This is a genomic window from Verrucomicrobiia bacterium, assembly GCA_035765895.1.
GTDB lineage: Bacteria > Verrucomicrobiota > Verrucomicrobiia > Limisphaerales > DSYF01 > DSYF01.
On sequence record DASTWL010000058.1, the window covers coordinates 1 to 17,184 of the forward strand.

General features: G+C 61.5%; 14 protein-coding genes. 4 read left to right on the forward strand and 10 right to left on the reverse strand.

Translation table 11 applies throughout. The annotated features are described in order from the left end of the window. Nucleotides 1-1,206 (reverse strand): type II secretion system F family protein (locus tag VFV96_11850; GenBank protein ID HEU5071088.1); only part of this gene is annotated, 1,206 nt, incomplete at its 3' end. 170 nt (nt 1,207-1,376) lie between these two features. On the opposite strand from VFV96_11850, the gene VFV96_11855 reads away from it, so the two are divergent. From VFV96_11855 to VFV96_11865, 3 genes are read left to right on the forward strand one after another with little or no spacing between them, the layout of a single operon-like run. Then, nucleotides 1,377-2,144 carry an alpha/beta hydrolase gene (locus tag VFV96_11855; GenBank protein HEU5071089.1) on the forward strand — a complete coding sequence of 256 codons (768 nt, stop codon included), beginning with the start codon at nt 1,377-1,379 and terminating at the stop codon, nt 2,142-2,144. A gap of 4 nt (nt 2,145-2,148) precedes the next feature. After that, nucleotides 2,149-2,748 carry a metal-dependent hydrolase gene (locus tag VFV96_11860; GenBank protein HEU5071090.1) on the forward strand — a complete coding sequence of 200 codons (600 nt, stop codon included), beginning with the start codon at nt 2,149-2,151 and terminating at the stop codon, nt 2,746-2,748. After that, nucleotides 2,745-3,974 carry a class I SAM-dependent methyltransferase gene (locus tag VFV96_11865; GenBank protein ID HEU5071091.1) on the forward strand — a complete coding sequence of 410 codons (1,230 nt, stop codon included), beginning with the start codon at nt 2,745-2,747 and terminating at the stop codon, nt 3,972-3,974. The genes VFV96_11860 and VFV96_11865 overlap by 4 nt, the downstream gene beginning before the upstream one ends. A gap of 17 nt (nt 3,975-3,991) precedes the next feature. Here the strand turns inward: VFV96_11865 and VFV96_11870 are convergent, their stop codons facing one another. The 4 genes from VFV96_11870 to ptsP all read right to left on the reverse strand — a co-directional run bounded on the left by VFV96_11870 (nt 3,992) and on the right by ptsP (nt 8,114). Beyond that, nucleotides 3,992-4,681: a LysE family transporter gene (locus tag VFV96_11870; GenBank protein ID HEU5071092.1), complete on the reverse strand. Its 690-nt coding sequence runs from the start codon at nt 4,679-4,681 to the stop codon at nt 3,992-3,994. Between the two features lie 2 nt (nt 4,682-4,683). Further along, nucleotides 4,684-5,559, reverse strand: coding sequence for a CDP-diacylglycerol--serine O-phosphatidyltransferase (gene pssA / locus VFV96_11875; protein HEU5071093.1), 876 nt, complete (start codon nt 5,557-5,559; stop codon nt 4,684-4,686). Between the two features lie 4 nt (nt 5,560-5,563). Then, the gene (locus VFV96_11880) at nt 5,564-6,250 is read right to left on the reverse strand and encodes a phosphatidylserine decarboxylase (GenBank protein HEU5071094.1); all 687 of its coding nucleotides are present in this window, start codon (nt 6,248-6,250) and stop codon (nt 5,564-5,566) included. Nucleotides 6,251-6,326: 76 nt separating this feature from the next. Beyond that, complete coding sequence (gene ptsP, locus VFV96_11885) at nt 6,327-8,114, reverse strand: phosphoenolpyruvate--protein phosphotransferase (GenBank protein HEU5071095.1); 1,788 nt, start codon at nt 8,112-8,114, stop codon at nt 6,327-6,329. Between the two features lie 164 nt (nt 8,115-8,278). On the opposite strand from ptsP, the gene VFV96_11890 reads away from it, so the two are divergent. Continuing rightward, nucleotides 8,279-9,328 carry a carbohydrate kinase family protein gene (locus VFV96_11890; GenBank protein ID HEU5071096.1) on the forward strand — a complete coding sequence of 350 codons (1,050 nt, stop codon included), beginning with the start codon at nt 8,279-8,281 and terminating at the stop codon, nt 9,326-9,328. A gap of 41 nt (nt 9,329-9,369) precedes the next feature. Here VFV96_11890 and VFV96_11895 read toward each other — a convergent pair whose 3' ends face one another. The 5 genes from VFV96_11895 to VFV96_11915 all read right to left on the reverse strand — a co-directional run bounded on the left by VFV96_11895 (nt 9,370) and on the right by VFV96_11915 (nt 16,923). After that, on the reverse strand, nt 9,370-10,644 hold the full coding sequence (locus VFV96_11895; protein ID HEU5071097.1) for a glycoside hydrolase family 57: 1,275 nt from the start codon (nt 10,642-10,644) through the stop codon (nt 9,370-9,372). Nucleotides 10,645-10,768: 124 nt separating this feature from the next. Further along, nucleotides 10,769-11,626 carry a transposase gene (locus tag VFV96_11900; protein HEU5071098.1) on the reverse strand — a complete coding sequence of 286 codons (858 nt, stop codon included), beginning with the start codon at nt 11,624-11,626 and terminating at the stop codon, nt 10,769-10,771. Nucleotides 11,627-11,731: 105 nt separating this feature from the next. Continuing rightward, a complete protein-coding gene (locus VFV96_11905; protein HEU5071099.1) occupies nt 11,732-12,922 on the reverse strand; it encodes an FRG domain-containing protein in 1,191 nt (396 codons plus the stop codon). A 43-nt stretch (nt 12,923-12,965) separates the two neighbouring features. Further along, complete coding sequence (gene glgB / locus VFV96_11910; GenBank protein ID HEU5071100.1) at nt 12,966-15,212, reverse strand: 1,4-alpha-glucan branching protein GlgB; 2,247 nt, start codon at nt 15,210-15,212, stop codon at nt 12,966-12,968. A 163-nt stretch (nt 15,213-15,375) separates the two neighbouring features. Further along, complete coding sequence (locus tag VFV96_11915; GenBank protein ID HEU5071101.1) at nt 15,376-16,923, reverse strand: glycogen synthase; 1,548 nt, start codon at nt 16,921-16,923, stop codon at nt 15,376-15,378. Between the last annotated feature and the right edge of the window lie 261 nt (nt 16,924-17,184).

Here is a 17,184-nt window from a genome sequence, read left to right on the forward strand (position 1 = left end):
AATGACGGCCAGGAACACAATCAAGATGGGTTCAAGGAGGGAAGTCATGGCGCTCACGGCGTTATCCACGTCGTCATCGCACTGGTCGGCAATCTTCAGCAGCATGTCGGGGAGCGCGCCGGTTTGTTCTCCCACATCCACCATGCCCACCTGGACAGGCGTAAAAACGCGGGACTGACGCAGCGGGGCCGTCACCGTATCTCCTTGTTTCACGCTCGCGTGAATTTGCTGCACCAGCCGGCCCACCACGACGTTGCCGGCCGTCTCCTTCACGATTGTCAGGGCCTGCAACACCGGCACGCCGCTGCTCAACAAGGTTCCCAACGTCCGCGTGAGCCGGGAAATGGCTGATTTCCGGAAGACCGGACCGAGGATTGGCGCCGCCAGTTTCAAGCGATCGAAACTCCAGCGGCCCCACCGGGTGCGAACACCCAGCGCCATGGCGGTCACCAGCCCCAGCAGGAACAGGCCAACGAGCGGCGCCTGGTGCCGGAACAGATCACTCAGTTGCATGACAAACTGGGTAAAGGCGGGCATTGGGGCGCCGCCGAGCAGTCCGGCAAAAACCTCCTGAAAACGCGGCACGATGAAGACCATCATCAAGACCAGAATGCCCGCCGCCACGATCATGACGGACACCGGATAAAACAGGGCCGCTTTGATCTTACCTTTGATCTTCTGCGCCTTCTCCAGGAACTCGGCCAGGCGCCGTAACGTTACTTCCAGGGCGCCACCCACTTCGCCGGCCCGGACGAGATTGACATACAACGCGTTGAAAATTTGCGGGTGCGCCGCGATGGCCTCCGTCAGCGAGCCGCCGCCTTCGATGGCGGCGCCAATCTCGGTCAGCACGCGTCGGAGGCGGGGATGCGTTTCCTGTTGTTCCAGAATCCGCAATCCGCGCAGCAGCGGCATGCCCGCATCGATCAAGGTCGCCAGTTGACGGGTGAACGAGGCCAGCGTCCGGGCCTTTACCCTGTTGAAGGGCAGCGGAATGCTCACCCGGGTCAAGCGGACGAGCGTGGGGCGGCGTTCGGCCCTGCGCGGCGCGGCCGGAGCGGCGGGCGGTTCGCGTTGCGCCAGTTTGACGGGGAAGAGCCCCATGTCGCGCAGGCGCTGCAACGCCTCGCTCTGGCTGGCCACCATCAGGGTGCCGCGGAAGGGGTGCCCCGCGGCATCCACGGCTTGATAGGCAAAGTGATTCATAAGCGTGAGCGGGTTTGGCTTCGCACGGGCGTTTGTTCTTTCCTTTCGACCGGTCAAAACGCGCGGCCTCACGCCGGCGCCTTGCGGTTCCGGAACGACCGTGAAAAAATCGAATCTCGCCGCCGGGTTGCGTTGTCCTGGAACGCCCGCCGGCGGACGCCGATTGAAGCATGCTGTTGCGCTGGTTTGAACATTCACTGACGTATCACCCGAGCCGGGCGCTCGTCGCCCACGGCACGGCGCTGGGGCGCGATTGGGAGGATGTGACTTTTGCCGCGAGTGACGGCGTGAAGCTGCACGGTTGGTTTTTTCCGGCAAATGTTCGAGGCGCGCGGCAGCTCGTCGTGCTCGTGTGTCACGGCAACGGCGGCAACATCAGCCATCGGCTGGAGCTTTGCCGCCTCCTGCTTGAACTGGGCGTCGGCGTTTTTGTGTTCGACTACCGGGGCTACGGGCGGAGCGAAGGGAAGCCGGATGAAGCGGGCACCTACCTTGACGCCCAGGCCGCCCATCATTGGTTGCAGCAAAAAGGCTTTGCCCCGGCGGACATCCTGGCGCTGGGCGAATCACTGGGCGGCGGCGTTGCCGCCGAGCTCGCGTGCCGCGAAACGTTGGCGGGCTTGGTCCTGCAAAGCACCTTCACCAGCCTGCCCGATGTGGGTGCGGAACTGTATCCGTTCCTGCCGGTGCGTCTTTTGGGTCGCATTCGCTACGACACCCGGCGCAAGCTGCCCCGCATCCACGTGCCGGTGCTCGTCATGCACAGCCGTGGCGACCGGCTGATCCGCTTTCATCACGCCGAACAGAATTTTGCGGCAGCCAACGAACCGAAGTTGTTTTGGGAACTGACGGGCGATCATAATGACGGCGCGACGGAGGACTCCGGCTTCGCCGCCGGCATGGGGCTGTTCCTGCGCCAGCTGGGCGGAAATGCTTGAGAGCATGGCACCGATCACCCATTTGCTGGCCAGTTGGATTGTCGCCGCGAAAACGACCGACAATCCGCGCGACTGCCGGCTCGTGACGCTCGCCGGTCTGGCGGCGGATCTGGACGGGCTGGGATTGTTTTACGACGTGGCTCACAACGCCCTCACGCACGGCGAATCGTTTCGTTATTACCAGACGTATCATCATTTTCTCCTGCACGGTCTGGCGGGCGGTTTGGCCATCGCGCTGGTGGCGGCGGCGCTGGCGCGTCGCCGCGGCCGGGTATGGCTGTTGGCGTTGCTGGTGTTTCACCTGCACCTGCTTTGTGACTGGTTGGGATCACGCGGTCCGTCGCCGCAGGATTTATGGCCGATCTATTACTTTGGACCCTTTGCCAACGACCCAATGTGGATTTGGCGCGGACAGTGGCCGTTGGATGGCTGGCAGAACCGGCTGATTTCCGTGTTCCTGTTGGTTTGGTCCTTTCGCCTCGCACTGGTGCGGGGTGAGTCCGTGGTCGGCGTATTCAATCGACGGGCCGATGCCGTGTTCGTCGGCGTTCTGCGCAAATGGCAGACCGGCCTGACCGCCAAATTCAATTCCAGCCAGTCATGAACGCCGCGCCAAAGCTTTCCACGCCCGCCCGGCCGCGCTTGAAGCTGACCATCACCGCGGCCGCCGAAACGGCCGTGCGCGGTGGACATCCGTGGGTGTATGCGGACAGCATCCGCGCCCAAAACCGCGCCGGGCAGACCGGCGAACTGGCGGTGATTTACGACCGGAAGGACAAATTTCTGGCGGTGGGGTTGTTCGATTCCGGGTCGCCCTTGCGCGTTCGTGTGCTGCATGTGGGCAGGCCGCTGACCCTCGACGCCGCGTGGTGGCAGCAACATTTGCAGGCCGCCCTCGCGCGCCGGGTCGGCCTGGCCGACGCCCAAACCAACGGCTTGCGGCTCATCAACGGCGAAAGTGACGGCTGGCCCGGCCTGGTGCTGGACCGCTATGACACGACCTTGGTGATGAAGCTTTACACGGCGGCGTGGCTGCCGCGCCTGGCCGAGGTGCAGGCGTGGTTGCTGGCCTCGCTTTCGCCGGTCCGGCTCGTGTTGCGATTGAGCCGCAACATTCAGATGACAGCGGCACAACAGGGCGCACACGACGGACAGGTCCTGCACGGCCCACCCGTGGCCGGCGCGGTGATTTTCCAGGAAAGCGGTCTGCGTTTTGAAGCCGATGTGGTGCGAGGGCAAAAAACAGGCTTCTTTCTCGATCAACGCGAGAACCGGCGCCGCGTGGAAACCTTCGCGGCGGGCGCGGATGTGCTGAATGCCTTCAGTTTTTCGGGCGGCTTTTCACTCTACGCCGCGCGCGGCGGCGCGACTTCCGTGACGGACCTCGACATCAGCCCGCACGCCCTGGCGGCGGCGGCGCGGAATTTTCAATTGAACCAGGGGGATCCGCGAGTTGCGCGCTGCCGGCACACCGCCGTTCAGGCGGATGCCTTCCAGTGGGTCGAGCAGGCGCCGCCGGCCCGGTTCGACGTGGTGATTCTCGATCCGCCGTCCCTCGCGAAGCGTGAAGCCGAACGCGCGGGGGCCATTCAGGCCTACGGCAAACTGGCGGCCAATGGCATCCGGTTGTTGCGGCCGCGCGGCGTGCTGGTCGCGGCCTCGTGCTCCGCGCACGTCAGCGCCGGGGAATTTTTTGGCGCCGTGCGGGCCGCGGCGCGGTTGGCCGGCTGGCGATTTGAGGAATTGGCGACGACGGGCCACGCACCCGATCACGCCGCGACGTTTGCGGAGGCGCAGTATTTGAAGTGCATTTACCTGCGTTTTGCCTGAGCGGCAGGCTCCGGCGGTCAGCCCTTGTGCCGGGCCATCTGCCAGACGATGTGTCCGCCGTGGGCAAGCGCGATGACGAGGAGGATGAGGCCGGAGATGCGTTCCATGCGCAGGAGGCTTTGCGGCCGCAACCGGCCGCGGCCCTTGGCGCAGAGCCAGCTGAGGCCCGTAAACCAGCCGCCAATGCTCAACGCCACACCGCCGATGCACGCGAGCTTGCCCTGCCAGTCGGGGGTGACCCACTCGCGGGAAATGAAGTTCGCGGCCAGAATGATCCAGCCCAGCAGCACGCCGGGATTGCCCAGCACGTTGACGAAGCCAATCATGAAGGCCGAGTGCGGGTGAAATTTTTCTTCGAGCCGCTGTTCGAGGGCGTCCGCTCGCTTGTTGATGTGCAGGGGCGCCTCCACGGTTTTGGCCAGCATGAATTTCAGCCCGATGGCGAGCATGAATACAAAGCTGCACAACTCCATCGCCGCCTTGACGATGCCGCGTTCAAAAAACGAGGCAAATCCGGTGAACGCAAAGAAACAGTAGATGACCTCCATCAGGGTTGCGCCCAGACCGATCATGGCCGCCCACTTGAACCCCCGGCGGGCGCCCTCGTTCATGATGGTGAGGTTCACCGGCCCGACGGGGATGCACAGCACCAATCCGCTGATGAAGCCGGTCAGGCCGGCCAAAATCGTGGGATGCAGTTCATCCATGATCAGCGGCGGGGGGCGGGAGGTTCCGGTTCCTCTTCCTCATCTTCCTCCTCGATGGCGTGCTGGGCGCGGCGGGGAATCCAGGGCCGGACGAACCCGTAGAGGAGGTAGGTGACGAACACGGCGGGCGCCAGAATCGGCAGCACCCGTTTCCACGTGATGACGAAGAAGCCGATGCTGATGACGATGATCAGCATTTTGAAGAAGCTCCGTTTGGCGCGGAAGTCGAGCGATTTGAAACTCGGGTATTTGACCTCGCTGACCATCATGGCCGAGAGAAACACCATGATCACGGGCAGGGCAAACCGCCATGGGCTGTGCGCGACTTCGCGGAACTGCTTTTCGTCCCACCACAACAGCAGAAGCGTCAACGACGCCACCAGTCCGGCGGCGGCGGGAATCGGGAAGCCGAGGAAATGCTTGCTGCCGCCCGAGCCGGACATGGCGGCCATGCAGTTGAACCGCGCGAGCCGGAACGCCCCGCAGATCACGTAGGCCGAGGCGATGAACCACGCGATTTCAGGGTGATCGGCAAACACCGGCTTCAGCACGATGCGATGCACCAGGAAGGCCGGCGCGACGCCGAATGAAACAATGTCCGCCAGCGAATCGAACTCCCGTCCGAACGGACTTTCCGCGCCACCCATGCGCGCCACACGGCCGTCCAGCAGGTCGAAAATGCAGGCCAGCAGGATGTAGAACAGGGCATGACGGATGGCGGTGTTGAAATCGGGCGAACTGAGGTTGGCCTCCACAATGCGGGTCAGGGCGAGGAAACCGCAGAAGAGGTTGCCCGCCGTCATCAGGTTCGGCAGAAAATAAATCTTCAGCCGGGCGCTGCTTTCAACGTCCTCGGGAGCCGGAGCAGGAGAGGCCATGAGGTTATTCCAGGACGGCCAGCACGGTTTCCCCGCCCACCGCGCGGTCCCCGAGCTTGACCTTGATTTTGGCCGACATCGGCAGATACACGTCCACGCGCGAGCCAAACTGGATGAGGCTGATGCGCTGGCCGCGTTCCACCTCGTCGTCCGTGTCAATCCACGGCACCAGCCGGCGGGCGATGAGGCCGGCGATCAGGCGCACGCCCACTTTTTCGCCGCTGGGGTCGGTGGCGGTGATGCCAATCAGCACGTTTTCGTTGTGTTCCGCGGATTCGGTCTTCAGGGCGTTCAGAAACTTGCCCTCCGTGTATTTGAAAAACGTGACCTTGCCGCTGACGGGCGCGTTTTGCACATGGACATTGAAGACGGAGAGAAAAATGGAAATGCGCCGGCACTCGCCGTCCATGAAGCGCGGTTCGTGAACGGTGTCGATGACATCCACCTTGCCGTGTCCGGGGGAAACCACCAGGCCGGGCCCGCCGGGCACCCGGGGCTCCGGATCGCGAAAGAAATAAAGCGTGAACAGGACGAACGGCACCCAGACCAGAAAGAGGCCGCAGGAGACGATGGTGAAAATCGGCGCGATCAGGATCGCGAGAATGCCCATCAGCACCATGGCCGCGAGGACCACAAAGGTCCAGAGGATCATGCGCCACGCGGCCTTGCGGGCCTTGCCAGAGTTTTTCATCGGCTTCAGCTTAGGCCGTTCATCCGAGCGCATCAAAGCGGAAAATGCGCCGCCGGTTCACTGCCGGGACGCCGGCTCATTCGAGGAAAAGCTCCGGCGCCGACTGGTGGGCGAGCGCCTGGCAGCGGCGCAGGATTTCCGCGGCGGATTCGCATTGCAGGGCAAATGCGGCAAGCTCGCGCGCCTCGCTGATCTTGAGCCGGCGGATGAGGAACTTGATCTGAGGCACCGTGGGCGGCGCGGCGCTCAATTCATCGACGCCCAGCCCGAGCAGCAAAGGCACGAGCACGGGATCGCCGGCCATTTCGCCGCAGACACCCGTCCAGATCCCGGCTTGATGCGCGGCGTCCACGGTCAGCTTGATCAGCCGCACGATGGCCGGATGGGTCGGCTCGTAAAGGTGCGCGATCTTCTCGTTGGTCCGGTCCACGGCCAGCGAATATTGGATGAGGTCGTTGGTGCCGAGGCTGAAGAATTTCACCCGGCGCGCCAGCGTGTCCGCGATGACGGCGGCCGACGGGGTTTCGACCATGATGCCAATTTCCAGCTGGTCATCGAACGGCAGCTTTTCGGCGCGCAACTGGGCCTTGCACTCTTCGAGCAGCGCATTCGCCTGCGTCAGTTCGTCCAGACCGGACACCATCGGATACATCATTTTGATGTTGCCGTGCGCGCCGGCCCGGAGGATGGCGCGGAGCTGGGCGCGGAACACATCCTTTTCCTCGAGGCAAAAGCGGATCGCCCGCCAGCCGAGGAACGGGTTCATCTCGTCCGGCACGTCGGTGTGGGAATGGAATTTGTCGCCGCCCAGATCCAGGGTGCGAATGACAACCGGGGCCGGCTTGAGCGCCGCGGCCACCGCCTGGTAGGACTCGTATTGTTCCTGCTCCGACGGCGGCTGCTCCTTGTTGATGAAAAGATATTCGGTGCGGAACAGGCCGACGCCCTCGGCGCCGCTTTCCAGAATGGCGGCCGAGTCATCCGGGTTTTCAATGTTGCCGGAAAGCGTGACCAGATGTCCGTCGAGCGTGACCGCCGGCTTGCGCAGGTTGTCGCGCAACCGCTCCTGCAGCGATTTCTGGCGCCGCGCAATCTGGCCATACTCAAAGAGTGTCTGGTCGGTCGGATTGACGATGATCAACCCGTTGACACCGTCCAGCAGCACGTAATCGCCGGTCTCCAGCGTTGCGGTGATGCTCTTGAAGCCGACCACGGCGGGGATTCGCATCGAGCGGGCCATGATGGCCGTGTGCGACGTGCGGCTGCCCACGTCCGTGGCAAACCCGAGCACCTTGTCGCGCTCCATCTGCGCCGTCTGCGAGGGGGCGAGATCATGCGCGACTACGATGCACGGTTCCTTCAGCAGGTGCCGCAGGTCGCCCTCGTCGCCGTTGCCGAGGAGGTTGTTCAGCACGCGCGCGGCAATGTCCCGCATGTCGGCCGCGCGTTCGCGCAGATACTCGTCGTCCACGGCGGCGAGCGAGGCGGCGTAACGTTCGGCAATCGTCTGGTAGGCGTAATCCGCGTTCGCCTTCTCATTCTGGATGAGATTCAGGACCTCGTTGTTGACTTCGGGATCATCGAGCACGAGCAGGTGGGCCTCGAAGATGCCGGCGTGTTCGGTGCCCATTTTTTCCGTCAGGCGCCGCTGCACGTCCAGAATCTGCTGCCGGGTCTGGACCAGCGCCTGTTTGAAGCGGTGAACCTCCTGCGGCACCTGGCTGTCGGGAATCTGCTGCCGGGCCGTCGCGGCGTGGGCCTTGCCCAGAACGATCACTCTTCCCTGGCATACGCCGGGGGAGACTGCAATGCCATGAAAGATTCTCTCACCGGATTGCGGATTGTCTGGCATTGGCAAAAGCATTGCGGAAATGCCCCGCCGTTGAAAAGCATTTCTTGGCCTTTTGGCCGTTTTTGAGGCGTTTGCGGCCGCCGGGGCGGCGGCTTCGGTGGGTGCCGCGGGAGAAATCACTTGCCATCTGTGGCCCAATGCGCGTTCACTTTGTAGCATTCCCGGAAAGGGTTTTCATGAAAACCAAGCCTTCAACCAAACGGCACGGTCTGCTCGCCGGCGGTAACTGGATCATTGACCAGGTCAAACTCATCGACACCTATCCACCGCCGGAACGCCTCGCCAACATCATCGCCCAGCACCGCGGCAGCGGCGGGGCACCATATAACGTGCTGCTGAATCTGGCCCAAAGCGCCGCGCCGTTTCCGTTGTATGCCGCCGGGCTGCTGGGCAAGGACGCCGCCGGTGCGGACATCCTCGCCGACTGCAAGCGGCACAAGATCGACACCAAACATCTCGGCACGACGCCCAAGGCGGCCACCTCGTTTACCGACGTGATGACGGAGCAGGGGAGCGGTCGGCGCACGTTCTTCCACTCGCGCGGTGCCAATGCGTTGTGGACGGGCGACGATCTGAATTTTGCCAGCCACAAGGCACGGCACTTTCACTTGGGCTACCTGCTCCTGCTGGATGCGCTCGATGCGCCCGATGCAAAGTTTGGCACCAAGGCCGCCAAACTGCTCGCCGCGGCCGTCGCCGCCGGAATGAAGACCAGCGTGGACGTGGTGAGCGAGGAGAGCGACCGCTTTGCGAAAATTGTCGGGCCGGCACTCAAATTCACGGATTACCTCATCATCAACGAACATGAGGCCGGCAAGATCACCGGGTTCAAGGTGCGCGAGCCGGACGGCAAGCTCGACACCGTCACGTTGCGACACGCGGCCGGCGCGCTCCTGCAACAAGGCGTGCGCGAACTGGTCGTGCTGCATTTTCCCGAGGGCGCCTTCACCCGCACGCGCCGCGGCGACGATGTCTGGCATCCGTCGGTGAAACTGCCACCCAAGGCCATCGCGGGCATGGCGGGCGCGGGCGACGCTTTCTGCGCCGGCTTCCTGCTCGGGGTTCACGAAGGCTGGGAAACAAAGCGTTGCCTCGAGGCGGGCGTCTGCGTGGCCGCCGCGTGTCTTGCCGAGCCAACCTGCACCGGCGGCGTAAAGTCATTGAACACCTCGCTCGCGTTGGGCAAGAAATACAAATTCCATCCACCGCTGGAGCCGGAGATTTAATCCGCACGCGGCTGCCCTGCGATCCGGGTGGCCGGCGGGAGTCAGCCGTCGCGCGCTGGCCTGACGTCATTCGGGGCGGGCTGAGAATTGTCTGCCCTTCCTTCCGTCGGCTTTCCTGTTTCCGCCGATTCTTTCGGCAGTTCTCCCTTGGCCATTTGCAGGTGCGGCGCGGCGCCGTCCAGATCCTCGTGGAGGCGATAGACCCAGGCTTCGCCCCAGAAGAGGTTGCAGCTCGTCTCGGCGCGGAGCAGACGCCAGCGGGCCTGTTCAAGCGCGTGCGTGAACGCATGGGATTCGAGCTTGAGTTCCTTCGCCCGGGCTTCGGTCGCGTGCAAATTCGCGCTGAAATCGTGGAGGCGTTGCAGCGCGTCTTTCTGCAGCTGCGAGCCGGTCCACTGGAGAAAATCCACCCCGTGATGCCAGCCGGTATTCCACGCGCCGGTGCGCACGGTCACTTCGCCGTGCGCGCCGTATTGGTCAAGGTAATCGTGGATGAACGTGGGTTGCACCTCGGTCTGGCCGGCGCGAACACGGTCGAGCAGCTCGCGGTAGCAGACATGCCAGAAATTTCCCTTCTCGCTCGTGTTGCGGAACCAGCCGCCGTTGTCGCCGTCGGTGGCGGTGAGGACGAGCGGTGGGAAGTCACAGAACTTCGTGCGCTCGTGCAGCTCGTGCATGAACCAGCCCGCGTCCATGCCGGAAAGCTGCGCGTCGGAAAGCTCACGGTCGCGCACGACGACAATGATTTCCTCGCCGCCGTAACGCGCGATGTGGGGACGGTAGCGCAGTTCCTCCCAACGCATCTCGCCGACGGGCTCGACGTGGTGGCTGTCCACCATCACGTAGCGGTAGCCCATGCGCTTGAGCAGCGGGATGAGCTCCATGCAGAAGCCCATCTCGGACGGCCAGAAGCCGTGGAAATCTTTCCGCCAGAAAACGTGCTCGGCGATGCCCCGCCAGCGTTTGAGCTGTTCCTCGCGGTCCGCCGCGGGAATCAACGCGAGCACGGGATGATAATAACCCGTGCCGAGGACATCGAAAAGCTGCCGGTTCTGGAGATGCCAGAGCAGGTCGCCGCATTTGACGATGCCGAAAACGCGTTCCTGAAATGTCGGATCAATCAATGTCTCCAGCAGCGTGCCGGACATGGCGAGGTGGACGCGCGCGACGTCTTCGTAGCCCCATAACGCGCGCGGCATGCGGTCGAGCGCCCAGAGGATTTCCTTGGCCTCCCACTCGTTGTTGTCGAGCAGCCACTGCAAATTGCCCGGAGGCTGATGCAGGTTCAGCGTGAGGGCGTGGAAGATTTTGCGCATGATGAGGTGAAGTTAGAACGCACTGGGGCTGCGGCGGCGTGCAAATCGGCAGGAGCGCCGGTCTGTGACCGGCTTAGGGGATTCAAACTGCCTTTGAGCGCACGCATTTGGTCGAAGGCGGGAGTCATTTGTTTCGCCACGGTCTAAGCCGACTACAAGTCGGCGCTCCATCTCCTTGCGGGGCGCCACTCTTTGAGCGGCTTCGCGCTACCGGGTATTTCAACCGTCCAAGCTCATCGCGAAACCGCGCGCTACTCCAGGGCCATTCCTTCGCTTCACGCACGAGCCCGGCTTTCGCGGGATTGTTTTCGATGTAACTCACCGCCGTTCGGTGGTGTGCATTATTCTCGATCACAGTGTCGAGATACTCGCGTTCCCAGAATTCGCCGCGGCGTCCGAGCAGCTTGTTCGCTTCATGAGCGACAAAGGCCTTCCAACTCTTGATCAACTCCGACAGCGGCGTGTCCCAAACATCCACGAGCGCATGCAGGTGATTCGGCATGATGACCCAAGCGGCCAGTGCGTAACGTTGACCATCAAAATGGCGCAACGCACCCTCCGCCAGGCTGGCGATGGCGGGCTGGCGTAACCAGCAATCACCAAGGCTGCGATCCAGATACTCCTCCAGTTTTCGCCGCCGCTCGCGAAGATTCTCGATTTGCAGCAAATGCTCCCATTCCCGACGACGGCTTGCTGGCAAAGAATCGGCGAGGCGTAAGGTGATGATTTGTGTGATGCCGGGCGCATCGTAATGAGGCAGATAGCTGCGTTGATGCCAGCCTAAGAATCCTTTTGCTTTGGCATCCTCATCAAGTGGGACTGCCCACGACTGCTTGCCGGTGACTAGCTGTTGCAGGCCGGGATTGTAAGGGGGTCGTGAAAGCTGCGAACACTTGGGAGCGCCGGCCTGTGACCGGCTTTGGGCGGGAATGCCTTGAGTTTTGTCCCGCTTAGTTTGCATCGCACGCGGGATGGTGGTCATGAGGTTTAAGCCGACAACATGTCGGCGCTCCTGCGCGCAGGTTCAGCGTGAGGGCGTGGAAGATTTTGCGCATGGGTTATCGGCAAAGTAAGCAGCCCAGAATGCTCATGGGAAAAATTGTTCCTTCAACGACCGGCACACTCCGTCAAGACCGGGGAAGAGCGATGCAGCGGTGACGCCCATGTAGGCAAGGTCTCGCATTGCAAACTCTCGCTCCAATCTTGGTATGTCGATGATTGTTAAATACTGCCTCTTGTTAATTCGTTCCCTAAATCTAATCCATCCCTCAATGTCTTCGACGTTACTGAAGGCATGCACAGACTGCTGTGGCAGGTGTCTGGGGTTGTTGTGAGCCGGAAACTCTTCAACTGTGATTACGGGTCGCGGGTCGGCGAAATGTAACGCTTGAGCCGTATCGTTCTTCCAAGCCGTTGCGTCCAAAACATAGATGCGATGATTGTCGCTTGCTGGTTCGGTTTTAAGGCGGCTCGACAGGGCAAAATATGCGGCCACATACGGCGACCATGACCAATCAAGGAGCGGAGTCGGGAACCCGTGGTGCTGCGCTAAACTGAGAAGCGCACCGAAGTCTGCCGGGTTGCTTCGGTTGTATTGGCGAAAGCTAGTTGCATTTATGTGCTGCTCCAATCGTTTACAATCCTCCTCATTGTATCGCAGTAAATCATACCGATTCTCGCGGTGAAACGAGGTCTTAAGCCGGTGATTGCTTGAAGCTTGGCCTCGGAAAATATATTTACCGCGCCCTTTGATTAACTCTGCGGCGAACCGCTTAAACTCTTCCCATGATTGAATCTTGTCGGGTTGGCTAGGTTCGCTTTGCTTCAGTCGTGTCGCATTGAACGTGCCCGGTATCGACTGACCTCTATATTTCCCATGCCAGCTACAAGTCAGGGTTGTGGCGTCAATAAACCCTTCGTCGATTGTGATTTCTTCGAAATAAAAAACCTTGCCTTCCTGTCTGCGCACAGACTCCTCCACGGAGATGGTTTCGTTTTTCCTCCAATCGAAAACTATGGTGGAAGCTGACTGCCCTGTGATTCGATTGCCTGCTCCGATTTGCAGAGTGAAATCTTTCCGGCTCCCGTGGATTTGCTGCCCTTGATCAATACAGGCAAATCCGCTCTGGGGCCGATCTCGCTCGATATTGAACGTCGCAAAGCCGGGAAATGCAAACGATCCGTCTTGTGACGATTTACCCTCAAACTTTCCAATCCATTGACCAAAGATGGTTTCTGGTGCCTTGCCTTGATTGAGGTTGTTGGTGGACGCTTGCATCTAGATTCACACCTTCGCCAGACTTCTTCTCCAGCAACGCCAATTATTTCTTCACCGCTGCCTCCGCCTTCTCCACCGGTGCCGGCTTGAACAGGAAAAACATCACCGTCATCCCGGGCAACGTCAGATCCACTGCGTTCGGACGGCCGTCCCATTTGATGGGCTGTGATTTCACCGGCTCAAGATGGCCTTCGCCGCTGCCGCCGTAGCGTTTGGAGTTTGTGTTCAACACCTCGACCCACAGGCCATCCTTCGGCACGCCGACGCGGTAATGCGGGCGCGGCACCGGCGTCATGTTCGCCACCACGAGCAGGATTTCCTCGGGCTTGGTGCCGTGGCGCACGAAGCTGATGACGCTGTTGTTGCCGTCGTTGTTGTTCACCCACTGGAAGCTCTGGGCGTCGTAGTCCGACGCGGGCAGGAACGTGTGTTCGGTGTAGAAGCGATTCAAGTCCGCGACGAGCAGGCGCACGCCTTCGTGGTCCATGTATTGCAGCAGATGCCAGTCGAGGCTCTTGTCGTAGGCCCATTCGCCGGACTGCGCGAATTCGCTGCCCATGAAGAGCGTTTTCTTGCCCGGCCAGCCCCACATCCAGGCGTAGAGCGCCCGGAGTTGCTTCGCTTTGTCCGGAATGTGAAATGCGCCCATCTTGAAGAGCAGGGATTGCTTCCCGTGCACCACTTCGTCGTGCGAGAAGGTCATCATGAACTTCTCGGTGTTCTGGTAAATCATCCCGAACGTGAGCTGGTTGTGGTGGAATTTCCGGTAGATGGGATCCTTTTTGAAATACTCCAGCGTGTCGTGCATCCAGCCCATGTTCCACTTGAGGTCGAAGCCAAGGCCGTTTTCCTTCGCGGGCTTGGTCACGCCGCCCCACGCGGTGGATTCCTCGGCGATCATCATCACGCCGGGGAAGTATTGATGCACGGTGGTGTTCGCGTAACGGAGGAAGTCAATCGCCTCCAGGTTCTCGCGCCCGCCGTATTTGTTGGGAATCCACTGGCCGGGCTTGCGCGAGTAATCGAGGTAAAGCATCGAGGCGACGGCGTCCACGCGCAGGCCGTCGATGTGATAGCGGTCCAGCCACGTCATCGCGCTGCCGAGCAGGAAGCAACGCACCTCGGGCCGGCTGTAATTGAAGATGAGCGTGCCCCAGTCCTGATGCTCGCCCTGGCGCGGGTCCTGATGCTCGTATAGATGCGTGCCGTCGAAGTGCGCGAGCGCGAAGAAGTCTTTCGGGAAATGCGCGGGCACCCAGTCGAGGATGACGCCGATGCCGTTCTGATGCAGCGTGTCCACGAGGAACATGAAGTCCTGCGGCGTGCCGTAACGATGCGTCGGCGCATAGAAGCCGGTGACTTGATAACCCCACGAGCCGTCGAACGGATACTCCGAGAGCGGCATGAACTCGACGTGCGTGAAGCCCATTTCCTTGACGTAGGCGACGAGTTCGCGCGCGAGTTCGCGATAATTGAGCGGGCGATTGCCGTCGTCGGGATTGCGCCGCCAGGAGCCGAGATGCACTTCATAAACGAGCATGGGCTCTTTGAACCAATCGGTCTGGGCGCGCTTCTCCAGCCACGCCGCGTCGTTCCATTGGTAATCCTCCACGTTCCACACGACGGACGCGTTGTTCGGCGGGCTCTCGAAATAGGAGCCGTAGGGATCGGTCTTGAGCCGCATCGCACCCTTGCGCGGGACGATCTCGTATTTGTAGAGCACGCCGGCTTGCAGGCCGGGGATGAAAATCTCCCAGACGCCGGAATTGCCGAGCGCACGCATTGGGAAATAGCGCCCGTCCCACTGGCAGAAGTCGCCGACGACCGATACGCGTGCGGCATTCGGTGCCCAAACGGCGAAGGAGACGCCCTTCACGCCATCCACGGTGCGGACATGCGCGCCGAGCTTCTGATACACGCGATGTTCCGTGCCTTCGTTGAACAGATAGAGATCCTGTTCGCTGAGCGTCGGCAGAAAGCTGTAGGGATCGAAGAATTGCCGGATGTCGCCGCTGCCCTTCTCGACGCGCAGGCGGTAGCGGAAGAATTCGGTCTGGTCGGTGATGAACACCTCGAAGAATCCGAGCGGGTCGAGCTTCTCCATCGGGTAACGCTTTTCCGTTTGGCCGCGCTCGTCCACGACCGCGCATGACGTTGCGTCCTGCACGAAGGCGCGCACGACGAGGCCGCGCTGGCCGTTGTGCGTGATCGGGTGCATGCCGAGCAGCGCGTGCGGCTGGCCCGTCTGGCCCTTCAAAAACTGCTCCAGTTCTTTGCGTGTCGCGATCATGATGTTCGTATTTGGTTCAATCGTGCTTCAGCCCGGTGCAAACAATTTCCACCGCTTCCTGCAACTCTCCGGACCCACTCCCAACCCCTCCGCGGAGGCGAACAAGCGGCGCATCCGAATTCCGGCTCCCCTCCTCAGAGGGGTTGGGGGTGGGTTGCCCCGTTCACTTCGCCCGGATGTAATCGTAAATGTTCAGGTAATGCTGGCCCGGATGGTTCCATGAAAAATCCGACCGCATCGCGTTCAGCATCAGATGCCGGAAGTGTTCGGGATACTGATAATAGCACGCGATGGCGCGGTTCAGCCCGGACTCCATGCCGGCGTTGTCCGCATGGTCGAACACGTAGCCGTTGCGCTCATGCAATGGACGGTGCGAATGATCCTTGTCGAACACCGTGTCCACCAGGCCGCCGACGGCGCGCACGATCGGCACCGTGCCGTAGCGCATCGCGATGAGCTGTGTCAGGCCGCACGGCTCGTAGCGGCTCGGCACGATCATCATGTCTGCGCCGGCGTAGATGAGCCGCGCCAGTTCTTCGTGGTAGCCAATTTCGAGGTGGCAATCCGGGCTGTCGTTCAAATGCCGCTTCAACCCGAGGAAATGATCGTTGATGCCGTGCTCTGGGCTGTTGCCGAGCAAGACGAACTGCGCGCGATTGTTCAGCGAATGGAAAATCGCGTGGCGGACGAGTTCCAAACCCTTCTGCTGGTCGAGCCGCCCGATGAACGCGACGATCGGCTTTTCATTGTCCGCGAGCCAGAAGCGCTGCCGCAACGCGCGCTTGTTCGCGTATTTCTGCTCGATGCTCTGCGCGTTGTAATGCGCCGGGATGTGCTTGTCCGTTTCCGGATTGAACTGCTCGTAGTCGAGCCCGTTTAGCACACCGCCGTATTTGCATTGATGAATGTGCAGCGTCGGTTCGAGGCCGAAGCCCTGCCCGCCGTCCTTGGCCTCCCACGCGTGCCGGGGCGACACCGTCGTGACAAAGTTCGAGTAAACGATGCCGCCCTTCATCAGGTTGAGCGCATGATGATTGTGGTTGTCGCGCAGGCGGTCGTAATGGAAGAAGTATTCAGGCCGGTTCAGCCCCGTGGCGCGCAGGATGTGTTCGCCCGTCGTGCCCTGGTGGCGGAAGTTGTGGATCGTGAAGCACACCCGCGGGTGCCGCATGCCCAGATGTTGATACATCTCCCAGAGCAAAACCGGCACCAGCGCCGTCTGCCAGTCGTGGCAGTGGATGACATCCGGTTGCTTGCCCGTCTTGAGCATGAATTCGAGCGCGGCGCGGCAGAAGAACGCGAAGCGCAGCACGTCGTCGTTGTGGCCGTAATAGACGCCGCGATTGAAGAAGTTGTCCGCCGAGTGCGGCTCGATGAAGAAACACTTCCGCCCGTGGACGAACCCGAACCACACGCTCGTGTTGATGACGCCGCCATACCACGGCACCGGGAGATTCTCATACGTTTTGGTCAGACCCCAGACGTGGTCATAACGCATGTGGTTGTATTTCGGCAGAATGATCTCGACGGCGTTGCCGCGCAATTCGAGTTCGCGGGCGAGACCGTAGACCACGTCGCCCAAGCCGCCGACCTTCGCGACGGGCGCGAGTTCGGGTGAAATCATCATCACGAACATGGGCGGAGTGGATGGCTTCGGCGGAGCGGGAGCTTCGGCCACCGGTGCGGCATCTTCCGCCTTTTCCTCCGGCAATTTCAACTCCGGAACTTCGCGGATGATTTGTTCTTCAGAGACGGGTGCTGTTCTGGCCGGTGAGGGTTTGGTTGCGATGGGGGCAGATGCTGCGTGCGAACTTGCTTCCGGCGCGCCGGCGGGTTTGGGCTCGGCCTTTGTCGCTGGAGTTGCAGCAATCGGAGCCACAGGCGCCGCAACGGTTCGGGATTTCGCTTCTGGCCTCGGCTTAACCTCGGGCGAAGGCGCTGCAGGCTGTCGGTGGGGCTCCTTGGTGCTTTC

What these genes read in the sequence shown, in the direction of transcription:
- ptsP (HEU5071095.1), bottom strand. Translation starts at nt 8,114, where the DNA reads ATGCTTTTGCCAATGCCAGACAATCCGCAATCCGGTGAGAGAATCTTT.
- pssA (HEU5071093.1), bottom strand. Translation starts at nt 5,559, where the DNA reads ATGGCCTCTCCTGCTCCGGCTCCCGAGGACGTTGAAAGCAGCGCCCGG.
- VFV96_11880 (HEU5071094.1), bottom strand. Translation starts at nt 6,250, where the DNA reads ATGAAAAACTCTGGCAAGGCCCGCAAGGCCGCGTGGCGCATGATCCTC.
- VFV96_11865 (HEU5071091.1), top strand. Translation starts at nt 2,745, where the DNA reads ATGAACGCCGCGCCAAAGCTTTCCACGCCCGCCCGGCCGCGCTTGAAG.
- VFV96_11890 (HEU5071096.1), top strand. Translation starts at nt 8,279, where the DNA reads ATGAAAACCAAGCCTTCAACCAAACGGCACGGTCTGCTCGCCGGCGGT.
- VFV96_11895 (HEU5071097.1), bottom strand. Translation starts at nt 10,644, where the DNA reads ATGCGCAAAATCTTCCACGCCCTCACGCTGAACCTGCATCAGCCTCCG.
- VFV96_11905 (HEU5071099.1), bottom strand. Translation starts at nt 12,922, where the DNA reads ATGCAAGCGTCCACCAACAACCTCAATCAAGGCAAGGCACCAGAAACC.
- VFV96_11855 (HEU5071089.1), top strand. Translation starts at nt 1,377, where the DNA reads ATGCTGTTGCGCTGGTTTGAACATTCACTGACGTATCACCCGAGCCGG.
- VFV96_11860 (HEU5071090.1), top strand. Translation starts at nt 2,149, where the DNA reads ATGGCACCGATCACCCATTTGCTGGCCAGTTGGATTGTCGCCGCGAAA.
- VFV96_11870 (HEU5071092.1), bottom strand. Translation starts at nt 4,681, where the DNA reads ATGGATGAACTGCATCCCACGATTTTGGCCGGCCTGACCGGCTTCATC.
- glgB (HEU5071100.1), bottom strand. Translation starts at nt 15,212, where the DNA reads ATGATCGCGACACGCAAAGAACTGGAGCAGTTTTTGAAGGGCCAGACG.
- VFV96_11900 (HEU5071098.1), bottom strand. Translation starts at nt 11,626, where the DNA reads ATGACCACCATCCCGCGTGCGATGCAAACTAAGCGGGACAAAACTCAA.